The organism is Trichocoleus sp. FACHB-46 (assembly GCF_014695385.1).
In the GTDB taxonomy this organism is placed as follows: Bacteria; Cyanobacteriota; Cyanobacteriia; order FACHB-46; family FACHB-46; genus Trichocoleus.
On the sequence record NZ_JACJOD010000006.1, the window covers coordinates 743,990 to 761,623 of the forward strand.

General features: G+C 49.5%; 17 protein-coding genes. 7 read left to right on the top strand and 10 right to left on the bottom strand.

Annotated features, from left to right (window positions below):
* Positions 1 to 170 precede the first annotated feature (170 nt).
* The gene (locus H6F72_RS03580) at positions 171 to 1,016 is read left to right on the top strand and encodes a DUF928 domain-containing protein (RefSeq protein WP_206755414.1); all 846 of its coding nucleotides are present in this window, start codon (positions 171 to 173) and stop codon (positions 1,014 to 1,016) included.
* 51 nt (positions 1,017 to 1,067) lie between these two features.
* On the opposite strand, the gene H6F72_RS03585 is transcribed toward H6F72_RS03580, so the two are convergent.
* From H6F72_RS03585 to H6F72_RS03605, 5 genes are all read right to left on the bottom strand, one after another.
* Entirely contained in the window at positions 1,068 to 2,249 is a 1,182-nt protein-coding gene (locus H6F72_RS03585; protein ID WP_190431831.1) for an RtcB family protein, read from the bottom strand.
* A 177-nt stretch (positions 2,250 to 2,426) separates the two neighbouring features.
* A complete protein-coding gene (locus H6F72_RS03590) occupies positions 2,427 to 3,593 on the bottom strand; it encodes a DNA double-strand break repair nuclease NurA (RefSeq protein ID WP_190431833.1) in 1,167 nt (388 codons plus the stop codon).
* Between the two features lie 53 nt (positions 3,594 to 3,646).
* On the bottom strand, positions 3,647 to 4,405 hold the full coding sequence (locus H6F72_RS03595) for an HAD-IA family hydrolase (RefSeq protein WP_190431835.1): 759 nt from the start codon (positions 4,403 to 4,405) through the stop codon (positions 3,647 to 3,649).
* 68 nt (positions 4,406 to 4,473) lie between these two features.
* The gene (locus H6F72_RS03600) at positions 4,474 to 5,325 is read right to left on the bottom strand and encodes a pentapeptide repeat-containing protein (protein WP_190431838.1); all 852 of its coding nucleotides are present in this window, start codon (positions 5,323 to 5,325) and stop codon (positions 4,474 to 4,476) included.
* Between the two features lie 201 nt (positions 5,326 to 5,526).
* On the bottom strand, positions 5,527 to 6,726 hold the full coding sequence (locus H6F72_RS03605; protein WP_190431840.1) for an NAD(P)/FAD-dependent oxidoreductase: 1,200 nt from the start codon (positions 6,724 to 6,726) through the stop codon (positions 5,527 to 5,529).
* Positions 6,727 to 6,843: 117 nt separating this feature from the next.
* Here H6F72_RS03605 and H6F72_RS03610 point away from each other — a divergent pair, with 117 nt between their 5' ends.
* Positions 6,844 to 7,521, top strand: a complete 678-nt coding sequence (locus H6F72_RS03610; protein ID WP_199298829.1) for an acetoacetate decarboxylase family protein — start codon at positions 6,844 to 6,846, stop codon at positions 7,519 to 7,521.
* Here H6F72_RS03610 and H6F72_RS03615 read toward each other — a convergent pair.
* From H6F72_RS03615 to H6F72_RS03625, 3 genes are all read right to left on the bottom strand, one after another.
* On the bottom strand, positions 7,511 to 9,211 hold the full coding sequence (locus tag H6F72_RS03615) for a phospholipase D-like domain-containing protein (RefSeq protein WP_242016739.1): 1,701 nt from the start codon (positions 9,209 to 9,211) through the stop codon (positions 7,511 to 7,513). The two genes, H6F72_RS03610 and H6F72_RS03615, sit on opposite strands and share 11 nt — an antisense overlap.
* A 75-nt stretch (positions 9,212 to 9,286) precedes the next feature.
* Complete coding sequence (locus H6F72_RS03620; RefSeq protein WP_190431843.1) at positions 9,287 to 9,496, bottom strand: hypothetical protein; 210 nt, start codon at positions 9,494 to 9,496, stop codon at positions 9,287 to 9,289.
* A gap of 178 nt (positions 9,497 to 9,674) precedes the next feature.
* Positions 9,675 to 9,944, bottom strand: coding sequence for a ChaB family protein (locus H6F72_RS03625; protein WP_242016740.1), 270 nt, complete (start codon positions 9,942 to 9,944; stop codon positions 9,675 to 9,677).
* Between the two features lie 260 nt (positions 9,945 to 10,204).
* On the opposite strand from H6F72_RS03625, the gene H6F72_RS03630 reads away from it, so the two are divergent.
* From H6F72_RS03630 to H6F72_RS03640, 3 genes are all read left to right on the top strand, one after another.
* Positions 10,205 to 11,374, top strand: coding sequence for a cysteine desulfurase family protein (locus H6F72_RS03630; protein WP_190431845.1), 1,170 nt, complete (start codon positions 10,205 to 10,207; stop codon positions 11,372 to 11,374).
* A 53-nt stretch (positions 11,375 to 11,427) separates the two neighbouring features.
* A complete protein-coding gene (locus H6F72_RS03635) occupies positions 11,428 to 12,141 on the top strand; it encodes a DUF1995 family protein (RefSeq protein WP_190431847.1) in 714 nt (237 codons plus the stop codon).
* A gap of 185 nt (positions 12,142 to 12,326) precedes the next feature.
* On the top strand, positions 12,327 to 13,085 hold the full coding sequence (locus tag H6F72_RS03640) for a metallophosphoesterase family protein (protein ID WP_190431849.1): 759 nt from the start codon (positions 12,327 to 12,329) through the stop codon (positions 13,083 to 13,085).
* A 56-nt stretch (positions 13,086 to 13,141) separates the two neighbouring features.
* On the opposite strand, the gene H6F72_RS03645 is transcribed toward H6F72_RS03640, so the two are convergent.
* Positions 13,142 to 14,014: a M48 family metallopeptidase gene (locus H6F72_RS03645; protein WP_190431851.1), complete on the bottom strand. Its 873-nt coding sequence runs from the start codon at positions 14,012 to 14,014 to the stop codon at positions 13,142 to 13,144.
* A 384-nt stretch (positions 14,015 to 14,398) separates the two neighbouring features.
* Here H6F72_RS03645 and H6F72_RS03650 point away from each other — a divergent pair, with 384 nt between their 5' ends.
* Entirely contained in the window at positions 14,399 to 14,929 is a 531-nt protein-coding gene (locus tag H6F72_RS03650) for a DUF4330 domain-containing protein (protein ID WP_190431853.1), read from the top strand.
* On the opposite strand, the gene H6F72_RS03655 is transcribed toward H6F72_RS03650, so the two are convergent.
* Positions 14,930 to 15,835 (bottom strand): alpha/beta fold hydrolase, encoded by a 906-nt coding sequence (locus H6F72_RS03655; protein WP_190431855.1) that lies wholly within the window; start codon positions 15,833 to 15,835, stop codon positions 14,930 to 14,932.
* 660 nt (positions 15,836 to 16,495) lie between these two features.
* Here H6F72_RS03655 and H6F72_RS03660 point away from each other — a divergent pair.
* Positions 16,496 to 17,101 carry a hypothetical protein gene (locus tag H6F72_RS03660; protein WP_199298830.1) on the top strand — a complete coding sequence of 202 codons (606 nt, stop codon included), beginning with the start codon at positions 16,496 to 16,498 and terminating at the stop codon, positions 17,099 to 17,101.
* Positions 17,102 to 17,634 lie beyond the last annotated feature (533 nt).

A 17,634-nucleotide genomic window follows, 5' to 3' on the forward strand; every position in this document is an offset into this window, starting at 1 on the left:
AGGCCAGCGAAAAGATTGTATGTCAGCTGCGTTTAATCTTGAATCTTGAGCGAGAGACTTACAATTGTGGCAACCCTCGTCATCAATGAGTGGCAGTTTTTGCTGTGTTTCCCGGTGTGGCTTTGAGTCTACGGGATGCTACTGCTGAATCGATCCACAAGAGTTTTCCTATGCCTCAGGTTAATATTTACAAAACTTTCATCGCTGCTGGCCTAATGATCGGTTTGTTTGGCTGGATGGAAAGCAGCTTCCAGTCAGCCTCAGCACTGCAATTTAGAGCCACTGGTCGCAAACTACCAGGTCGGCGAGTCGGGGCGGGGACCAGAGCATTTGTGTCACCTCGTTTAGAAGCTCCTGGAACGCGCGGACCTGCACCCGCGCCTAGGTTGCCAGGCCGACGGCAAGGAGCAGGCTCACGAGGGAATGAAACAGGCGAATGCTTGCCAGCGAATTCTGGCCCGTTAGTAGCTTTGCTACCCGCTACCAATTTGGGTTTGACGACCGCAGCTTATCCCCAATTTTTCTGGTCTCTGCCAGCGAGCAATGCGTCTTTAGCAGAGTTTGCTCTTTATGACGTAGATGCCAAGCGAGTGAACCGCAACTTGATATACAAAACCACCTTTAGCATTACGGGTGAAGCAGGAATTGCCAGCCTCAGCTTACCAAAAGATGTAAATCTGCCTCCTTTAAAGTCGGGGCAAAACTATCGCTGGTCTGTATCTCTCATTTGCAATCCGGGCGATCGCACCCAAGATGTAACAGTGAATGGCTGGGTACAGCGTGTGACTCCTAGCTCAACTGTGAGCCAACAATTAAAGCAGGCCGACCCTCGCGATCGCCCTGCTGTCTATGCCCAAAATGGCATTTGGTTTAATACGATTGAAACCCTGGTAGACCAACGTTGTGCCCGTCCTAAGGATGCTGCTTTAGCTGGTAGTTGGAGCGAGCTAATGAAGTCGGTGGAACTGGAGGTGATCGCCAATCGACCACTCATCTGTGTAAAGGATGAGGGATGAACGCGCTCCTGATCGGGTTAGAGAGGGCGATCGCTCCCTCATAATCTGGGTTTAGCCTTTGACGCAAACCACTTGCTTCAGCGTGGCTACAACTTCAACCAAGTCTGACTGGTTAGCCATGACTTGCTCGATAGATTTGTAAGCGGCGGGAATTTCATCTAGCACGCCTGCGTCTTTGCGGCACTCGACGCCATCCGTTTGCTGGATTAGGTCATCCAAGGAAAACTGTAACTTGGCTTTATTGCGAGACATGGTGCGTCCTGCACCGTGGCTGCAAGAGCAGTAGCTTTCGGCATTGCCCTTGCCTTTGACAATGAAGGACTTGGCTCCCATAGAACCTGGAATAATGCCGTAGTCCTCACTGCGGGCGCGCACAGCTCCCTTGCGAGTGACGTAGACTTCTTCGCCGAAGTGCAATTCTTTTTCGGCATAGTTGTGGTGGCAATTCACGGATAGCAGCGCCTTAGTGGGTTTGCCACCAGCTAAATGCTTTTCCACCACTCGCTTGAACCGTGCCATCATCACATCTCGGTTGAAGCGAGCGTAACCTTGAGCCCACTGCAAATCGTGCCAATAAGCGGCAAACTCAGGTGTACCAGCGATAAAGTAGGCCAAATCAGGATCAGGCAAGCGATTGTCTGCTAGTTTGGCGAGTTCCTTCGCACTACCGATGTGGTTTTGGGCCAGCATGTTGCCGATGTTGCGAGAGCCAGAATGCAGCATCAGCCATACTTGCTCCTCAGCATCCACACAAACTTCCAGAAAGTGATTACCGCCACCGAGAGAACCCATTTGCTTCATGGCTTTGGTTTCTAGGCGTTGTACCCCAGAATGCAAGTCTTTGAACTCACGCCAGCCTTGCCAGTTGAGCACGGTTTTGTCGGTTTCTTTGTTTTCATGAAAGCCAACCGGAATTGCAGCTTCAATGTCTAGCCGAATTTGCTTAAGTTTGCCTTCTAGCTGGCTGGCAGTAAAGGGAGTTTTGATGGCACACATACCACAGCCGACATCTACTCCCACTGCCGCTGGCACGATCGCCTCTTTAGTTGCAACCACAGACCCCACTAAGGCTCCTTTGCCCAAATGCACATCAGGCATCAGAGCAACATGCTTAAACACAAATGGCAAAGACGCCACGTTCTTAGCCATTTTGGTTTCATCGGCTCCGAGGGAATGGTTAGCCCAAGACAAAACAGGCTTAGGGGTAGAAATTTCTAATTTTTCGTAAGGCATAAACGTTTGCCTCCTGAAGCAAACAGGGCTAACTCCCGAAGCAATGCTGGAGTATCTGTATTATTTATACTACAAATGTAATACAGAATGTCAAGTATTGGAGAATGGCACTCTGTAATTCCTGAATCTTCTCGCTTTAAAGATGGGTGACTAGAGATGAGTGGCGATCGCGCTGTTTCAACGACGGCGGGCTTTACTCACCATCTTGCGAGATAAGCGCAGATTCAATTCTTCCTTTTCTGCCCAGTCTTGGAAAATTCGGTAAAAGATATGGCGATCTTCTGCTTGTAGTACAGCGGTTTGGTCAGCAGTTTCGATCACATAAGGGTAGCCGTTGCCAATGACGACTTCACCCCGTACCCAGTCCAAAACGCGATCGACAATGCCTGCTTCGTACATCCAAACGGGCATTTCTAAGCGAGCGGGATAGCCATCGTGAGTGGTTTTGAGGTAGGTGAAAGCAATCTTGTCAGCATGGGCTTGATATTGACCCAAAATCCCCGATCGCTGACAGAGAAACAGGGGAGTGCGATCGCCCCAACTCATGAACTTGCTGAGCAACTGGGCATCGTGAATTGCATTCGCTTCTGGTAACTTAAAGCCCTGCTGCAACATCACCGTCAAGTCGCGAGCGTAGGAAGTGTCGATGTAAGCGACCAGCGGCACTCGATAATCTTCGCTAGTTTGCAGCAGTTCCAGAAGGCAATCGACATAGAACGCGCGGGTGTCTGGGTCGAAGGCTTCGGCGAACGTCGCAATTAGAGAACCATCAAAAAAGACTAAACAGTCATTGCAGTTTTTGTGTTCCTGCATGTACTGGATCAGTCGCTGCGTCTCCATCTCAAACCGTCGCATATTCACGCGGCGATCGACAGGCTCTCCACTATGGTTTACCTTGAGTTCAGCCGGAGTCATTACATCCAGAGCTACATCCTTCTCGTAGGTGCCGCTGGGCAGATGTAAATTCTCGAACCAACCAATCTGCACAAGAGCAACTGGAATCGAAAAATCCTTAGTGGGAAAAATTTGGGAACCATCCACAGCAAAGGTGGCAATCCCAATCAAGCGATCGCGCACCCAACTCAAACTTTGCTCTCGGTTCTGCCAGACCAAATTTGAAGGAATCACCCAATTCAGAAAATTCCCTACAGGTTCGAGTGGTCTAGCTCCTACTGCGCGAGCAGCGCCTAACATCTGCTCAAGTTCTACTGCTGTTTTCTGAGACGCCTCTGCTAGAGCAGCACGATACTTTTGTAAGGCATGCAAGGCTGTTTGGTCGAAGGTTTTGAAGTCAGCTTGCTTGGCTTGCAGGAGGGCAAGGACTTGAGCAGATTTGAGAGCCATGATTGTCAGTCAGTAAGATCAGAGATAGGCCACAGAAAGAGTAGGAAGTTGGGTTACTGAGTAATCAATTCGCTTAATTCACTTAGGTTGCGAATCGATCGTGGTTGGGGGGCAGGCGTAAGCATGGCAGGTGAAGGGGAGGGGTAACTACGAATTGGAACTGACTTATCACTACGGTTTAACCAAATGCCTTGCAGCCCAACGGCTTGCGCTGCTTCATAGTCCTCTTGATAACTGTCGCCAATATGCCAAGCGGCGATCGCATCACAGTGATGTTTTTCCAAACCCGCCGCAAAAATAGCGGGGCTAGGTTTAGCAGCACCCACCTCCGTAGAGATGGTAATTGAGGTAAAAAATTTTGCTAGGCCGAGTGCGCCTAATACAGAATACAACCGAGAGTCAAAATTAGACAGTATCCCCAACTCAATCTCTTGCGATCGCCATTCTTCTAGAATCAGCGGCACTTCTGGATACACAAACCACGGGCTAGGCGTCTCAAAGTAGGCATAAAGTTCCTTAAAAAAGGTGGCAAAATCTGAGAATTGTTGCAGAACGCCAGCTTGGGCAAAGGTTTCTTGGGCGATCGCCTGCCACCATTCAAACTCTAAAACTGGAATTTCACTCGGCTCGACATTCGGAAAAGCCGCTGGCTCACTCCGTCGAAAACTCTGACCAAAGGCGAGATTCAAATCAGCCTCAGATACTTCTACACCAAATTGCCGGGCGAGTTGGCTGTAAATAGCCCCAACACTCCCCTGGATGCCAAATAAAGTCCCCACGGCATCCAAAAAAATTACTCTAGGTCGCTCCATCACAGGCAAATTAGGGTGTTAGTAACCAATACGCTGCTGACGACCTTAACGCATTGGTTTTACATTCATCAACTATGAATGGTGTTGTTGGGCATGATCGCGCCCCGCAAATCCGTACCCATCAGGTTAGCGGTACTCAAATCTGTTTCACTGAGGTTCGTGCCACGTAGGTTAGCGCCACTGAGCACTGCTCCCGTCAAATTGGTTTTGATCAGCTTGGCCATGGCAAGATCGGCTTTGCTGAGATTCACCTCAGTTAGATCCGCATGTCCTAAATCAGCCCTGCCCAAGTCTGCACCCCGCAGCTTAGCTCCTCTCAAATTCGCTCCCCACAGGTTAGCACTGCTCAAGATGGCTTCGCTTAAAATTGCATCTGCTAAGTTAGCACCCGACAGCACTGCTCCGTTTAAGTTAGCGCCACTCAAGTTTGCGCAACTCAAATCACCACTGACGGTAGCACCACAAAGATAGGCACCTCTGAGGTTGGCACCGCTGAGGTCAATTTCCTGCAAGAGTGCTTCACACAAGTTGGCCCCCCAAAGATTCGCCTCATTGAGATTGGCCCCATTCAAGTTGACACCATTTAAGTTGGCTTTACTCAAAATTGCCTTGCTCAAGTTGCAGCCGCTCAGGTTAGCCCGATTGAGTAAGGCCCAGCGGAGATTAGCGCTACTGAGGTTAGCGCGACTTAAATTAATTCCTTGCAGGTTGGCACCGCTTAAGTCAACCTCATCTAAATTCGCCCCGCTCAGATCTGACTGGGTCAGGTTAAGCCCTTGCAGATTGGCCCCACTCAAATCTGATTTGCTAAAGTTAATGCCGCTAAGGCTGGCCTTGCTTAAATTAATACCCCACAGGTCGGTTTTGCTAAAATCCCGTTCCCCTGCCGCATAACGCCTCAGAAGCTCAGCAGCATTCATATTCGTCTACCTCTCGATACCGTTAGCCATTAAATTCAGCTGGGGCGCTTCAGCAAAAGACCCTGTGTGGGTCAGGGAAACAATTCCTGATTCTGATATTGGCCAGGGAGCACGCCTGATACTAGTCCTAATGTTCCCAAGCTATAGGACAATTTGCTATCCGTGCGATCTCGCAATAGCAGGCACCTTGGGTTGAACTACCTATGAGGATGGGGTTAACCACTCCAAAATTGGACTCGCGATCCAGTTCATGCCCACTTTCAACTGGTGCTCTAGGGTGGGTAAACGGTAGAGGTAAGCTAAGCGACGAGCTAGATGAGCGAAACTTCCTTCTAGTTTAAGGCCCATGCCAGTGAAGGTGGCGTTGTCAGTTCCTAGGGTCATCACTTCGCCTAACTGCTGGTACCGGAAGGGTAGAAGTGGTCGTCCGGTAATCGAGGCCCAAAGGTTCCAACTAGTATAATCAGCTTGCTGAAAAGCAGCTTGAGCCGTGGAAGGAACTTGCTTGCCCTCGGCATCTCGACAATCGGCTAAATCACCCAGAGCAAATATGTTGGCATGATCGACCACTTGCAGCGTCGGAGTTGTGACAAGCTGGCCCCGCTGATTTTGCTTCAGAGGTAGAGATCGCACGACAGGATTAATGCGAGTGCCGACCGTCCACAACACCAACTCGACGGGAAGGGTATCAACTTGCCCTTTGTACTCCAGCGAAATTGTTTCTGGTCCCAATGACTCGACTTTGGTATCTAAATCTAACCAAACGCCTCGTTCTTCCAAAGCTTTCTGAGCAGCTTCTCGGTTGAACTCTGGCGAAGTTCGGAGAATTTGATCGGCTTGTTCTACAAGGCGCAACCGACCGCGATCGCCTAAACGATCAGCCAGTTTGCAAGCCAATTCCACGCCGCTATAGCCTGCCCCCACGATCGCGATCCGAATCCTATCGGCTTCTGAGGTTTCTAGGAGGCGTAATCTTTCTTCGAGTGTGTAAGCATCTGCGAGGGCGCGAAATGGCAAGGCATACTCACCGGCACCAGGTACTAGATCTAAGGGAGTTTCACCGCCTAACGCTACGACTAGATAGTCATAGCTAAGGGTTGGGCCGTCTTGTAGTTGCACCTGCTGCGCTTGTGTATCGATCTCAGCGATCGCGTTTTGGCAGAAGCGAATGTCTGTGTTAGCGAGCAGCTCGGTAAAGGGGGGGGCAATTTCCCAGGTTTGCAGTTCCCCTGTCACGAGTTCGTAGAGGAGGGGGGAAAACAAGAAGCGATCGCGCTGGTCTACCAGAACAATTTCAGGCTTTTCCAGCTTCGTCCAAGGCAACTGACTGAGCTTGAGGGCGGTGTAAAGCCCCCCAAAGCCGCCACCGAGAATACAAATACGGGTTGGTTGTTGGGTCATAGCTGGGAGCGCAGACGATTCTAGCAGAGCAACTTTCTACAGGATAGCAAGCCCAGCCTCTCAAGTAAGTCTGACGCGAGAGAGAGTGATTTGCCCACGGGAATTTTTACAGTGTGATTGGTTTGCCCCTATTCACCTCAGGAGAATAACGCTGTGCCTTATCCCTCTGCGCCTTGGACACTGCGAGGCCACGCTTTGCAGACATTACATTTAGTAGATAGTGCTTCTGTGCGATCGCTGCTGCCGTCGGGTTTAGAAGTGCTGGAGCCCTGGCCTGGCAAAGCAATTGCTAGTGTGTATCTCAGTGCTTATCAGGCGGGGTCAGTCTTGGAGTACAACGAATTGATTGTGGCGACGCTGATCCGTCAGGCTGGCAATATTGGCGGCTGGGTGACCCATATTTATGTCGATCACCCGGATTCGGTTGCAGGAGGTCGAGAAATTTGGGGATTGCCTAAAGAACTAGCAGAGTTTACTTGGGAGGCGGGGCAAACCCAGCAAGTCATGGTGCGCCAAGGCGATCGCCTACTTTGCTCATTACGTTATGACCCCCCCTTCTCTCTCTGGCGGCAACCTTTTTCGGCTACTAGTTTTAGCCTGTTGGACTCAGCTTTACTCTCTTTTGGAGCCCATTTAGACACACGTTTGGGTGTGGTCAAAGGCCATTTGGAAGTCCCTGCAAATAGCCCGCTGGCCCAGATTTATTTCGGACAACCTTGGCTCACAGTGAGTCATGCAGAAATGGAATTGCGAGTGGATGCGCCCCAAAAACGGGTGGCTAACTTTACCAAGTGACGTAAGGCTCTAAGCGATCGAGGAGTTTGGGGCCAACCCCAGACACGCGATCGAGATCGGCAAGCGAAGTAAAAGGTTTTTGCTGACGAGCTTGAATAATGCGCTGGGCCAGCGTAGGACCGACACCGGGCAACGTTTCTAGGTCTTGCAGACTAGCAGTATTGAGGTTTACCACTGAGTTGGGTGTGGTCTGGGGTTGCGAGGTTGTAGTGGCTGATGGAGTGGGCGATCGCTGGCTTTTGAGCTTTGAGGTTGGCTTAGGCTGAGTCTGACTTGACTGGCACTGTTTCGCTTGGGCAGCCATTTTGCGTTGTACTGCTGGAGGCACCCCCAAGATGGCATTGGTATATAGCCGCTCAAATTCTCGCTCGTAGTGAGCCGCAACCATTGGGCTTTCAACCACGACTAATGTTTCGTCATTGCCTGTATTGGCAGCATCAGTCCAGTTATGAGACCCCGTAATCACAGTGGCTTGATCAACAACGCCAAACTTGTTGTGCAATAAATCTCCAGGTGGGAGGCGTGGTGCCCCCACTTTACTAATAGGGTTTTGCCAGGGATGGTTGTTGGATTCGGTTCGGCACTTGTCTTTGAGTTCAACGCCCAGCATGTCTAAGGCTTCGCTATAGGAACGGTAGGCAAAACTAGGATCGATGACAGCCTGTACCTGTACGCCTCGTTCATGATTAGTTTCTAAGACATTCGATAAACGCTGCTCGGAAAATACAAACAACGCCAAATTCACCGATCGCTGAGCTGCACCCAAGGTTTTGCCAATGAGTCCGCTCCCACTTTGACTCCAGGGACGGGAGGGACTGGTAGGCGAGAACTGCACTGTAACTGATGTGCTGCCAAGCACAACTGTTTGGGGAGAACGATAGGGCTTTTGTAGGCCAAACTTGCTATCGGACTTGCCCCCAGGACCATCGCCCCACATAGTGTTGAACTCTTGGGTGAATAAGCTAGCTAATTCGGCGCTGGGAATCCGCAACATGTTGTTAGCGTTGCCTTGACTGGCAGGGCGAGAGAAATCGCCATGAATATCACTAGTAGTGAAATTGGCCGAAGTGATGATTAGGCGTTGTCCATCCACCACGACAAATTTATGGTGCATCAAGTCACTGCCAGCAGAGCCGTTGGCGGTGTCATCAATCCAAGGCACCTGCGCTTGCCGCAACATGACTAAAGTGTCGCCTTGATTAATTTCTTCTGGGGTGAGTTTGCCGTCTTGGTCGAGGTCTGCGAGCTTTTGGTATTCCTCATAGCGGCTGCGCTCTCGTTCGGGCAGCTTCTCTAGTTCAGCTTCGGTGATCGCGCTCCAAGGTTGGCTATAGGTGTTTTCTAAAATCACCCGTACCTTCACGCCTGCTTTTTGGCGATCGATCAAGGCTTGGGCAATCTTGGGCAACCGCAGCTCTTGAACGGCAACATCTACGGTAGATTGCGCTGAGGCGATCGCGTCAATAATTTGCTGCTCTAGGTTATCGCCAGGGCGAGTTTGCTGGCGGTAAGGCTCGGTGTATTTGGCAGCAGGTTCGTGATTGAAGTAAGCCTGAACTAACGGATCTTGGGGCAGTGGTGCAGGTGCAGATTGCTGTGGCTGAGACTGCACTTGTTGGCAAGCACTCAGGCTCAAAACCAGCAACAGGCTCAAGCAAAAACGCGATCGCAGGGAAACCGGAAAAAGCAAAATAGCGCTCCTGACGGCAATGAGGGATGCATGTCTAGAGGTTGCCCTAGCCCATAGCATCATTACCATTAGCCGCTAATGAGGTTTCTTCGCGGCTTCCTGTAACGTCATAATGGCGTCTTCCAGCTCACTGGCTACTCGTTCGTGATTGCCTGCGTTCAGCCAGCGCACTGCTTCATAAAGCTGAAAAATTGCTTTAACGGTAGAGTCTTGCCTCCGCTCCATGTCTTCCAGTTTTAGTAGCAAATTTTGTACACGGATTTCTAGGATCGCGTTGGTTTCCATTATCTCGGCTCCACCTGCAACTTGAGTGGTAATGTCTCGAAATCAATCGTCTTAGTCTCAGACAAGAATCAAAAATAACCCCTAGCACTTTCTGTGAGGGGTTAAGGTAATCTGGCATACTGGAATGAGTTTAACTACGCTTTTTGTAGTCACTCCAGAGCCGCAATTGCCACACTTGTTAGTTACCGCTGACGACCGTTGACTTGTATCTGTGTTCGTCCTCGGGCTTGCGCTGCCACTTACCGTCGCTGCCTTGAATGTAATCATGCTTGACTGTGGTCCAAGCGACATTCATCGCTCCCTCTTGAGACAGACCATCAGATTGAGCACTTCGCATTGCAGCTTGGAAGATCTTTTGGGCTGATTCGGGGAGTTGCTGAGCTTCTTGAGGTAGGTTTTGCTCTTGCTGTTGTTCTGGTGCCATTTGCTTAATAAGCTCCGTTTTCATACTGAGACTTGCGATCATCCTATGCAGCAATAGTTGGAAGTTCCTCAGCCTAGAAGCGAATTAGATACGCTGGTTCGTTCTACCCCAAGGGGCAGCTAACTTTAATTCTTTCTGTCGTTAGGGATACAATTAATTGCTTCAAAGGGCTCCCAATCCTAAACCAAAGGCGGGACATCTTGACTGGATCGGTACGCTTGGGATTGAAAGGTATGCTGGAAGAAAGCAATGCCTTAATTTAAAGCTTTAGAACGCGACTACTCATGCAAATCTATCTGGATTACAGTGCGACAACTCCCCCTCGTGCCGAAGCGATCGCTGCCATGCAGCAGGCTTTGACGGTGCAGTGGGGCAATCCTTCTAGCTTGCATGAGTGGGGTAGTCGGGCCGCGACCTTGGTAGAACGGGCCCGCATTCAAGTGGCTAGCTTGCTCAATGCTCCGCCTGAAGCGATCGTGTTTACGTCGGGCGGTACCGAATCGGATAACTTGGCAATTCTGGGAGTGGTGCGGCAGTACACCACACCTCAACATGTGATTATTTCTAGCGTGGAGCACTCGGCGATCGCAGAGCCTGTGCGCTTATTGGAGCAGTGGGGATGGGAAGTAACTCGCTTACCTGTGGATGCTCAGGGGCGGGTAAATCCTCAGGATTTACGCCATGCCTTGCAAAGTAATACGGTTTTAGTTTCAGTGATCTACGGGCAGAGCGAAATTGGTACCTTGCAGCCCATCCAGGTGCTCGGTGAAATTGCTCGTAATCATGGCGCATTGTTTCATACTGATGCCGTGCAGGTCGCAGGCCGTTTGCAGCTAGATGTGCAGCAGCTTCCGGTAGATTTACTCTCGTTGTCCAGCCACAAGCTGTATGGACCGCAAGGATCTGGGGCTTTGTATGTGCGAACTGGAGTGGAGTTGGTGCCGCTGATCGGTGGTGGTGGGCAAGAGTTTAAGCTGCGTTCTGGGACTCAGGCCGTACCTGCGATCGCAGGGTTTGGCATAGCGGCAGAACAAGCGATCGCGGAACTAGCCACCGAAACGCCCCGCTTGATGCGGCTGCGCGATCGCTTGTTCGATCAATTACTAGCGATTCCAGGCGTAACTGTCACGGGCGATCGCTGGAATCGCTTACCGCACCATGTCAGCGTTTGTCTTCAGGCTACCGATAGCGAAACCCTAAATGGCAAAACCTTGGTGCGCCAAATGAATCTGGCGGGGATTGCGATTAGTGCAGGTTCTGCCTGTCATAGTGGCAAAACAACTCCCAGTCCGATTTTGCTGGCAATGGGATATAGCGATCGCTTGGCGAAAGGCGGCATCCGGTTCACGTTAGGCCGAGAGACTACAGTGGCAGATATTGATTGGACAGCCACCGTGTTCCAGCAGGTTCTAGAGCGACTTATGCCCGTACAATTAGTAGGGAGCCGCTCCTAGCAGGCTAGTGATCTTCCTCGGCACCCATAAGCCCTCAAGAACCTGACTGAACAATGGCTGAACTTCCCAAAAACCTTGAAGACGCGATCGAGCAAGCCAAAACTGCAACCCAGGCAGCCCTAGACGCCGGTGTTTGCCGGATCCAGGTGGAACTCAATTTCCCCGAACTCAAACCTATGCCGATCGCCGAGCAGTTTTTGAGTATTTTTGAAGATTTGGGAGCCAACTTCAAAGTTTTTTTTCCCGATGCTGGTGCGGCGGCTCTGGCACGGCGGGACTGGGGAGAGAAACCTTTTGAGATTCGAGGGATTGGTGAGCTGAAGGGCAAGATGCTACCAGAAGATCAAGCCTTTCTCATGGTTGCCCCGACTTCTGTAGAAGTGGCTGAGGTGCAAAAAATGGCTGATGAAGCCGGAGAACGCCCCTTTATTCTCTTAAATCCGGTTCTGGAAGACATTGCCACAGTTGGCTTAGGCTATGCGGGGCGGCAGCTACGCACTCGGTTCCTTAGCACTTTCGAGGTTTGTTATTATCTCCGCCCTTTGGAAAATGGAGCCTTGCTGCGTTGCTATCCCGGCCCTTGGCAGGTTTGGCTAGAATTAGAGGACGACTACAAACTAATTGCCGAAGTTGACACCAAGCCCGCTGGCGACGAAATCGACCGAATTTTAGCCCAATCTACTGGAAATCCTGAAGATCCTACCCCAGCTCCTAAAACAGGCTTTATGACGGAACTTCAGCGTTTTCTCAGAGCCTTAACGCAGTAACGCTGGCCTTAGGAGAGGTACCATTGGATACAATTACGGTGCGATCGCCAAGGTGAGTCAGGGCATACTATAAGAAGAGTTCAGTGCTTCCCATAGCTCCTCTTTTGCAATCTCAATTTATTGCAAATTGCAGCTATTTAGGCTAGCTCTGAAGCCTTGCTCAAGTTTTTGCATGAGAGGACCGGATGAGCGAATCTACCCGCCGTCGCATTTTCATCGGGGATGTGCATGGTCATTATGATGGCTTGATGATTTTGCTGGAGGCGATCGCTCCTGATGGGGACGACCAAGTTTATTTCCTGGGCGACCTGATTGACCGAGGCCCTCGCAGCGCCCAAGTCGTTGACTTTGTCCAGAAAAGTAACTTCCACTGCTTGCTCGGAAATCATGAGCAACTGATGATTGATGCCTTTCCCAAGGGCCGAGCTTTTGGCCCAGGCTTGCAAGCTTGGCTGTATAGCGGTGGCCAAGCGACGGTAGCCAGCTATAAGAATATGGACTTGCTGGCCGAGCACTTGGAATGGATCAAGACGCTACCAATGTATATGGACTTGGGAGATGTTTGGTTGGTGCATGCGGGCGTGCATCCAGAGATGCCCATTGAAGACCAAAGCTCTCATGAATTTTGCTGGATTCGAGAAGAATTTCACAGCATTGCCAAGCCTTATTTCCCAAACAAATTGATTGTGACGGGGCATACAATCACTTTCACGCTGCCAGGAGTATCACCTGGGGAAGTGGCTCAGGGAAAAGGATGGCTGGATATTGATACGGGAGCCTATCACCAAAAGAGCGGCTGGCTCACCGGAGTAGATATTACCAATCGTCGGGTTTATCAGGTCAATGTTTGGCACCAAGAAGTCCGAACCTTGCCTTTAGATGAAGCGATCGCTCAAGTGGAACCTTCCCAAATTATTGCTCGCCACCAAATGCTTCGTTCTTAGGAATTGCGTTGAGACGCAACCCTAGCCCCTTCCCTGCTAGGGAAGGGGAGACAAATTCAAGAACGACTTAGCAAAGGCTGAATCTTGGCTTTGTATGCTGCACTATCTAAGCCATTTCCAGGGTTAGTATTGCTGCCACTAGTGCTGGTGGAGTTGATACTGCGCTTGAGCGCCTCGATGCGGTCTTTGGTGTTAGGGTGAGTGCTCAGGAATGTAGGAAGTGAGCCGCCTTTAAGCAGCTTCTCCATAAAAGCAACCATTGCTGATGGAGCATAACCTGCCCTGCTTAAAATTCGTAGGCCTCTTTCGTCAGCCTCAAATTCATCCTGGCGACTATTGGGGCGTCTGAGGGCCAGTTCTACACCGATCCCCGCTAAGGTACTGCGATCGAGCCCTGCTGCTGTAGCCACACCACGGGCGATCGCCGTTTGGCGCATTTGCTGCAAGAGATGACGGCCTTCCACATGACCCGTTTCATGGCCTAAGACGCTCGCCAGTTGAGCTTCATTATCGGCAATTTTCATCAAACCTGTGGTGACATAGACGTAACCACCTGCTGTGGCAAAGGCGTTGACACGGTTATCTTCTACCACTTGAAATGTATAGGGGATCCGGGGGCGATCGCTTTTAGCCGCCAGTTGCTGACCAATTTGATCAACATACTCATTGATGGAGCGGTTGCGGTATAGCCGAAATTCACTGTTTATAAGTTGCTGATTGATTTGACGACCGATCGCTACTTCTTCGCGATCAGATACTTTCGAGAGTTGAATAATTTGTACTCCCCGGAAGATCAAGTCAGCCCAAGGTAAGGCTGGGCTAGGGCTGGGAGAACCTACTACCAGTCCAATGGCGATCGCCAAAGAGATAAAAGGATAGAGCCAACGGCGGACAGAACGACGAGACAAAGTAGAAAAGCGGTTAAGCATGATCACTGATGTGCGAGGAGAACGCAAAAAAGCTGAACTTTAAGGGAACTAGAAGTGGCGGACCTAGTCTGAGAGGTTTGTATGCGCTAGAACCTCATCTGTCCTCATAGATGATTCTAGACGTACAGCCCAGACTCAAAGTTGCCACATCGAAAGCAACAAATTTCTTTGCGAGAGTTACAGGAAACGGTTGAAACAGTTGCTCGTTGCTCCCTAAAAATTGCGCCTTGCCCAGTGCCATTAACACCGCCATCTGCCTAAATCTTTGGCGTGCAAGTTATGGTAATCTGACCAGAGTTGCGGCAGCTTTCTGAAGGATTGTCAGAGCCAATTCCCAATCATTTCTTTTATTCGTTTCTTAAGATATCAGCAAGGTAAGCTTGTATGGCTATTTTGGACTCTCAAGGTCGTCTATTCGGCAAAGTTAGCATTCTCGACGTGGGAGCCGCCCTCGTGATCTTGCTGGTGATCATAGGCGTCTTTTTGGTACCTGGGACAGGAACGGTAGCTCAGATCAACAACGCAACCAAACCAATCGAGGTTGACTTAATTGCCAAGGGTTTGAGTGTCAGCAATCCCCAAAGATTTATCCAAGACTTTCAAAGTGCCAAGAAGACCAGCCTGGTGATCCGCAATCAGCCATACGGTGAGGTGGATCTCAAGTCGGTTCAAGTGCTACCTCGCAATGTTCTGATTACCCAACCAGACGGCTCTGTTAAAGTGATCCCTGACCCTCGCTCAGAGCTGTCTTACAGCACCGATTTGCTGATTACGGTTGGTGGTAGAGCCCAAGTTAACAAGGATGGTCCTGTTTTGGGAAATAGCAAGATCAAGATTGGCAGTGTTGTGCAGCTACAAGGTACTTTGTACGACTTCAATGCCAGTGTGGTTGACATCAGACTGAACGACAAGTAGCTATTTAAGGTCAGGATTCTGAAGAAATTGCCGAATTAACCCCACCGTAACGGCGGGTAGTTCTAGCTGTGGTGTCAAGCCCACCTCGTCTAGCTGCTGGAACACCCGAATGGCTTGAGGATTCAAGTCTGCTAAGCGCCGACCAATTTCTGGTCCGGTAAATTGTGACTGGCGACCCCAAACAATTGCGGTGGGAACAGTCAGTTGGGTGATGTATTGGGATAGATCGAAACACAAGTCGCCGCGCACGAAAGCCAGTGCTGCATATTCCGCATTCGCTTGGCTGGCGGATTCTAAGTAGGCTGCGACAATTTCTGGATAAACTCGCTCTGGGCGGGCAAATTGGCGTTGCTCTAAAAAGCTGCGAATCCCTCCACTCGTAGCAACTCCAGCGTTGTAAATTAAGCGATCGATGATGGGAGTGCTGACCAGTTGGGCAAAAAAGCTGCGGGTATAGTCTTCGCCAAAATCGGAAAGTCCAGCAGGGGTTGTTAGAATCAGCGACTTGAATAGTTCTGGGCGAGCGATCGCCACCCGAATCGTAAAAGCTGCCGTGAGTGACGAAGCAATGACAGTCGTGGGGCCAGAACAAGTTTGCTCCAAAAACTCAGTGATGGTGCTGAGATAGTCCTCAATTCGGTAGTTTCGAGCTGGATGCTCTGAACGACCCCAGCCAATCAGGTCTGGAGCCAAAATTTGGTAGTCGCTGGCAAAGGCTGGATAGACTTTGGACCACTCATAGGCGGAAGAACCACCGCCGAAGCCATGCAGGAATACTAATGTTTCGCGATCGCTAGATAGTTCTGCCTCGGCAGTGACCCAAGGTTCTGCTGCCGCAGTGTAGTAAACCATACGGCCTAGCTTGGTCAGAATGGATTGTTGGCGAAAGCCAGGGGGTAGAAACATAACTCAATTAACCTCGTCTTAGAGATGATGTAAATATGAAGATTTTGTCAAGTGCCGACAAAGTTTGTTTATATTTGAGCAAATCTCGGCTCAGACTGCTACGAACCAGCGAAATAGCAGAACCGTACTTTGGGAAACAGCAGATCGGTTAAAGATGAGAGAAATTAAAAGACGTAAACATCCTTTACTCCTGGAATTTCTCGCTTTTCTGAGAAGATTGCGTTACATTTCTTAATAAGGGTGCTTCTAAGTTTCAGATCAGGGTGTGTGGCGTTTTCAGAAGACTGAATAAGTTGATTGGTCTGAACGCAAAAATCAAATAAGGTGCATTGTAAGAATTCGAGTTAGGGTCCAGCTACCAGAAACTGTAAATGTAAGCTGAGCCATCCTAATATCACTGGAACTTGAGTAAGCTAAGAGCTGCTTTAGGGGTGGATTTTCCGAAAACCTGAAAAATCTTCTAAGTATCTCTCAAGGTTTACCCAGTCGAGTGAAGTCGAAATAAGTATTTTTTGGGAACTTGATACCAGTGCGTCTGCTATCGTCCCGTGAACTTCGTCTTTTCGCTCTTAATCGGAGTGGCAGCTTGAGGCAGGTCTTGTTTTGACTTGTGCAGCATGCATCGCATCGTCCGATACATCAGGCAAGCCAAGAGGTGTTATGGCAGAGTCATTGAGTCTTCGAACTGAAAAAAGTAATTCTGGTAGAAATTACCAACGGTTTAATTCTGACCTAGAAGCGACGCCCTTGGTGTCGGAGTTGCTGGATCGCCCCCCCGTGGCAGTGTCTCTGCCGATTCAGCCTTGGTCCGAATCAAGTTTGGCAGTGGCTCGCCCCTGGCAGGTACAGCTTGATTTGGAAAATTTAGCTTGCTTTGAAGTAGTCAACTATCAATTCCAGCATCAGGGAGTGATTTTTGACAACGCGATCGCCCTATGGCCTTCCAATCCCGCCTTTCCTCCCCGCTCTGGCACCACTGTTTTAATGGGAGCACCCAAGACTGGTCTGATAGAAGCTAAATTTCTCCATCCGGTATCTTCTGTAAGTGGGTTTGTCACGAGTCCTCGCTGCACGGTCTTGTCAGCCTACGACCACAATGATCAACTGATTGCTGTGGCGGAACTAACAGAAGGTAATTTAGCGAATTCTAACTCTAGTCTTCCGGCAAACGCTGAACTATTTTTGACTGCTAGTAATATTTATCGGGTTGTTTTCTCTACATTCGGCAGTCACCTGACTTTAGATGACATTAGTTTTAGCCGCTGAATGGTAACGAAAGGCGTAGTTATCCGAAATAGTACCAACGAATATCAGAAAAAATTTAAGTTTTGTAAAAGAACTGACAGACATTTTATTCAATTGATAACTGTTTTAACTCTAGTTTTGTGATTTTAATTCACATTCTGTGTGATTCAGATCCTTGACTGAAGACTACGCAGGAAAACTTCTCTGGTCTCAGCTTGATAGACTGCGATCGCTACAGTTTCTATTTTCAGTATTTCTACGGGAGCCGTTTTTGGGTGAGGTTTTCCTCTCCACGAAGCCACTAGTTTGCCTCCGTAGTTTCACTCTAATAACCAAAACTACCTATCTTTTCTAGGCGCAATTCAAACTGTAAGAAATTAGGGATTTCAGAGGATTGTGCTCTCTCATTTTTGGCTGCCAGCTTTTTTGAGTCAGGCTTCCTCTTTAACTTTAAGTAGTCTGAACTAGGGGTTATCACCCCCTTTTACAAGAACTGTATATTCCGATATTTTGACAGTATTGAAATTTAATAAACGTCTCAAGCTAGTTTTAAG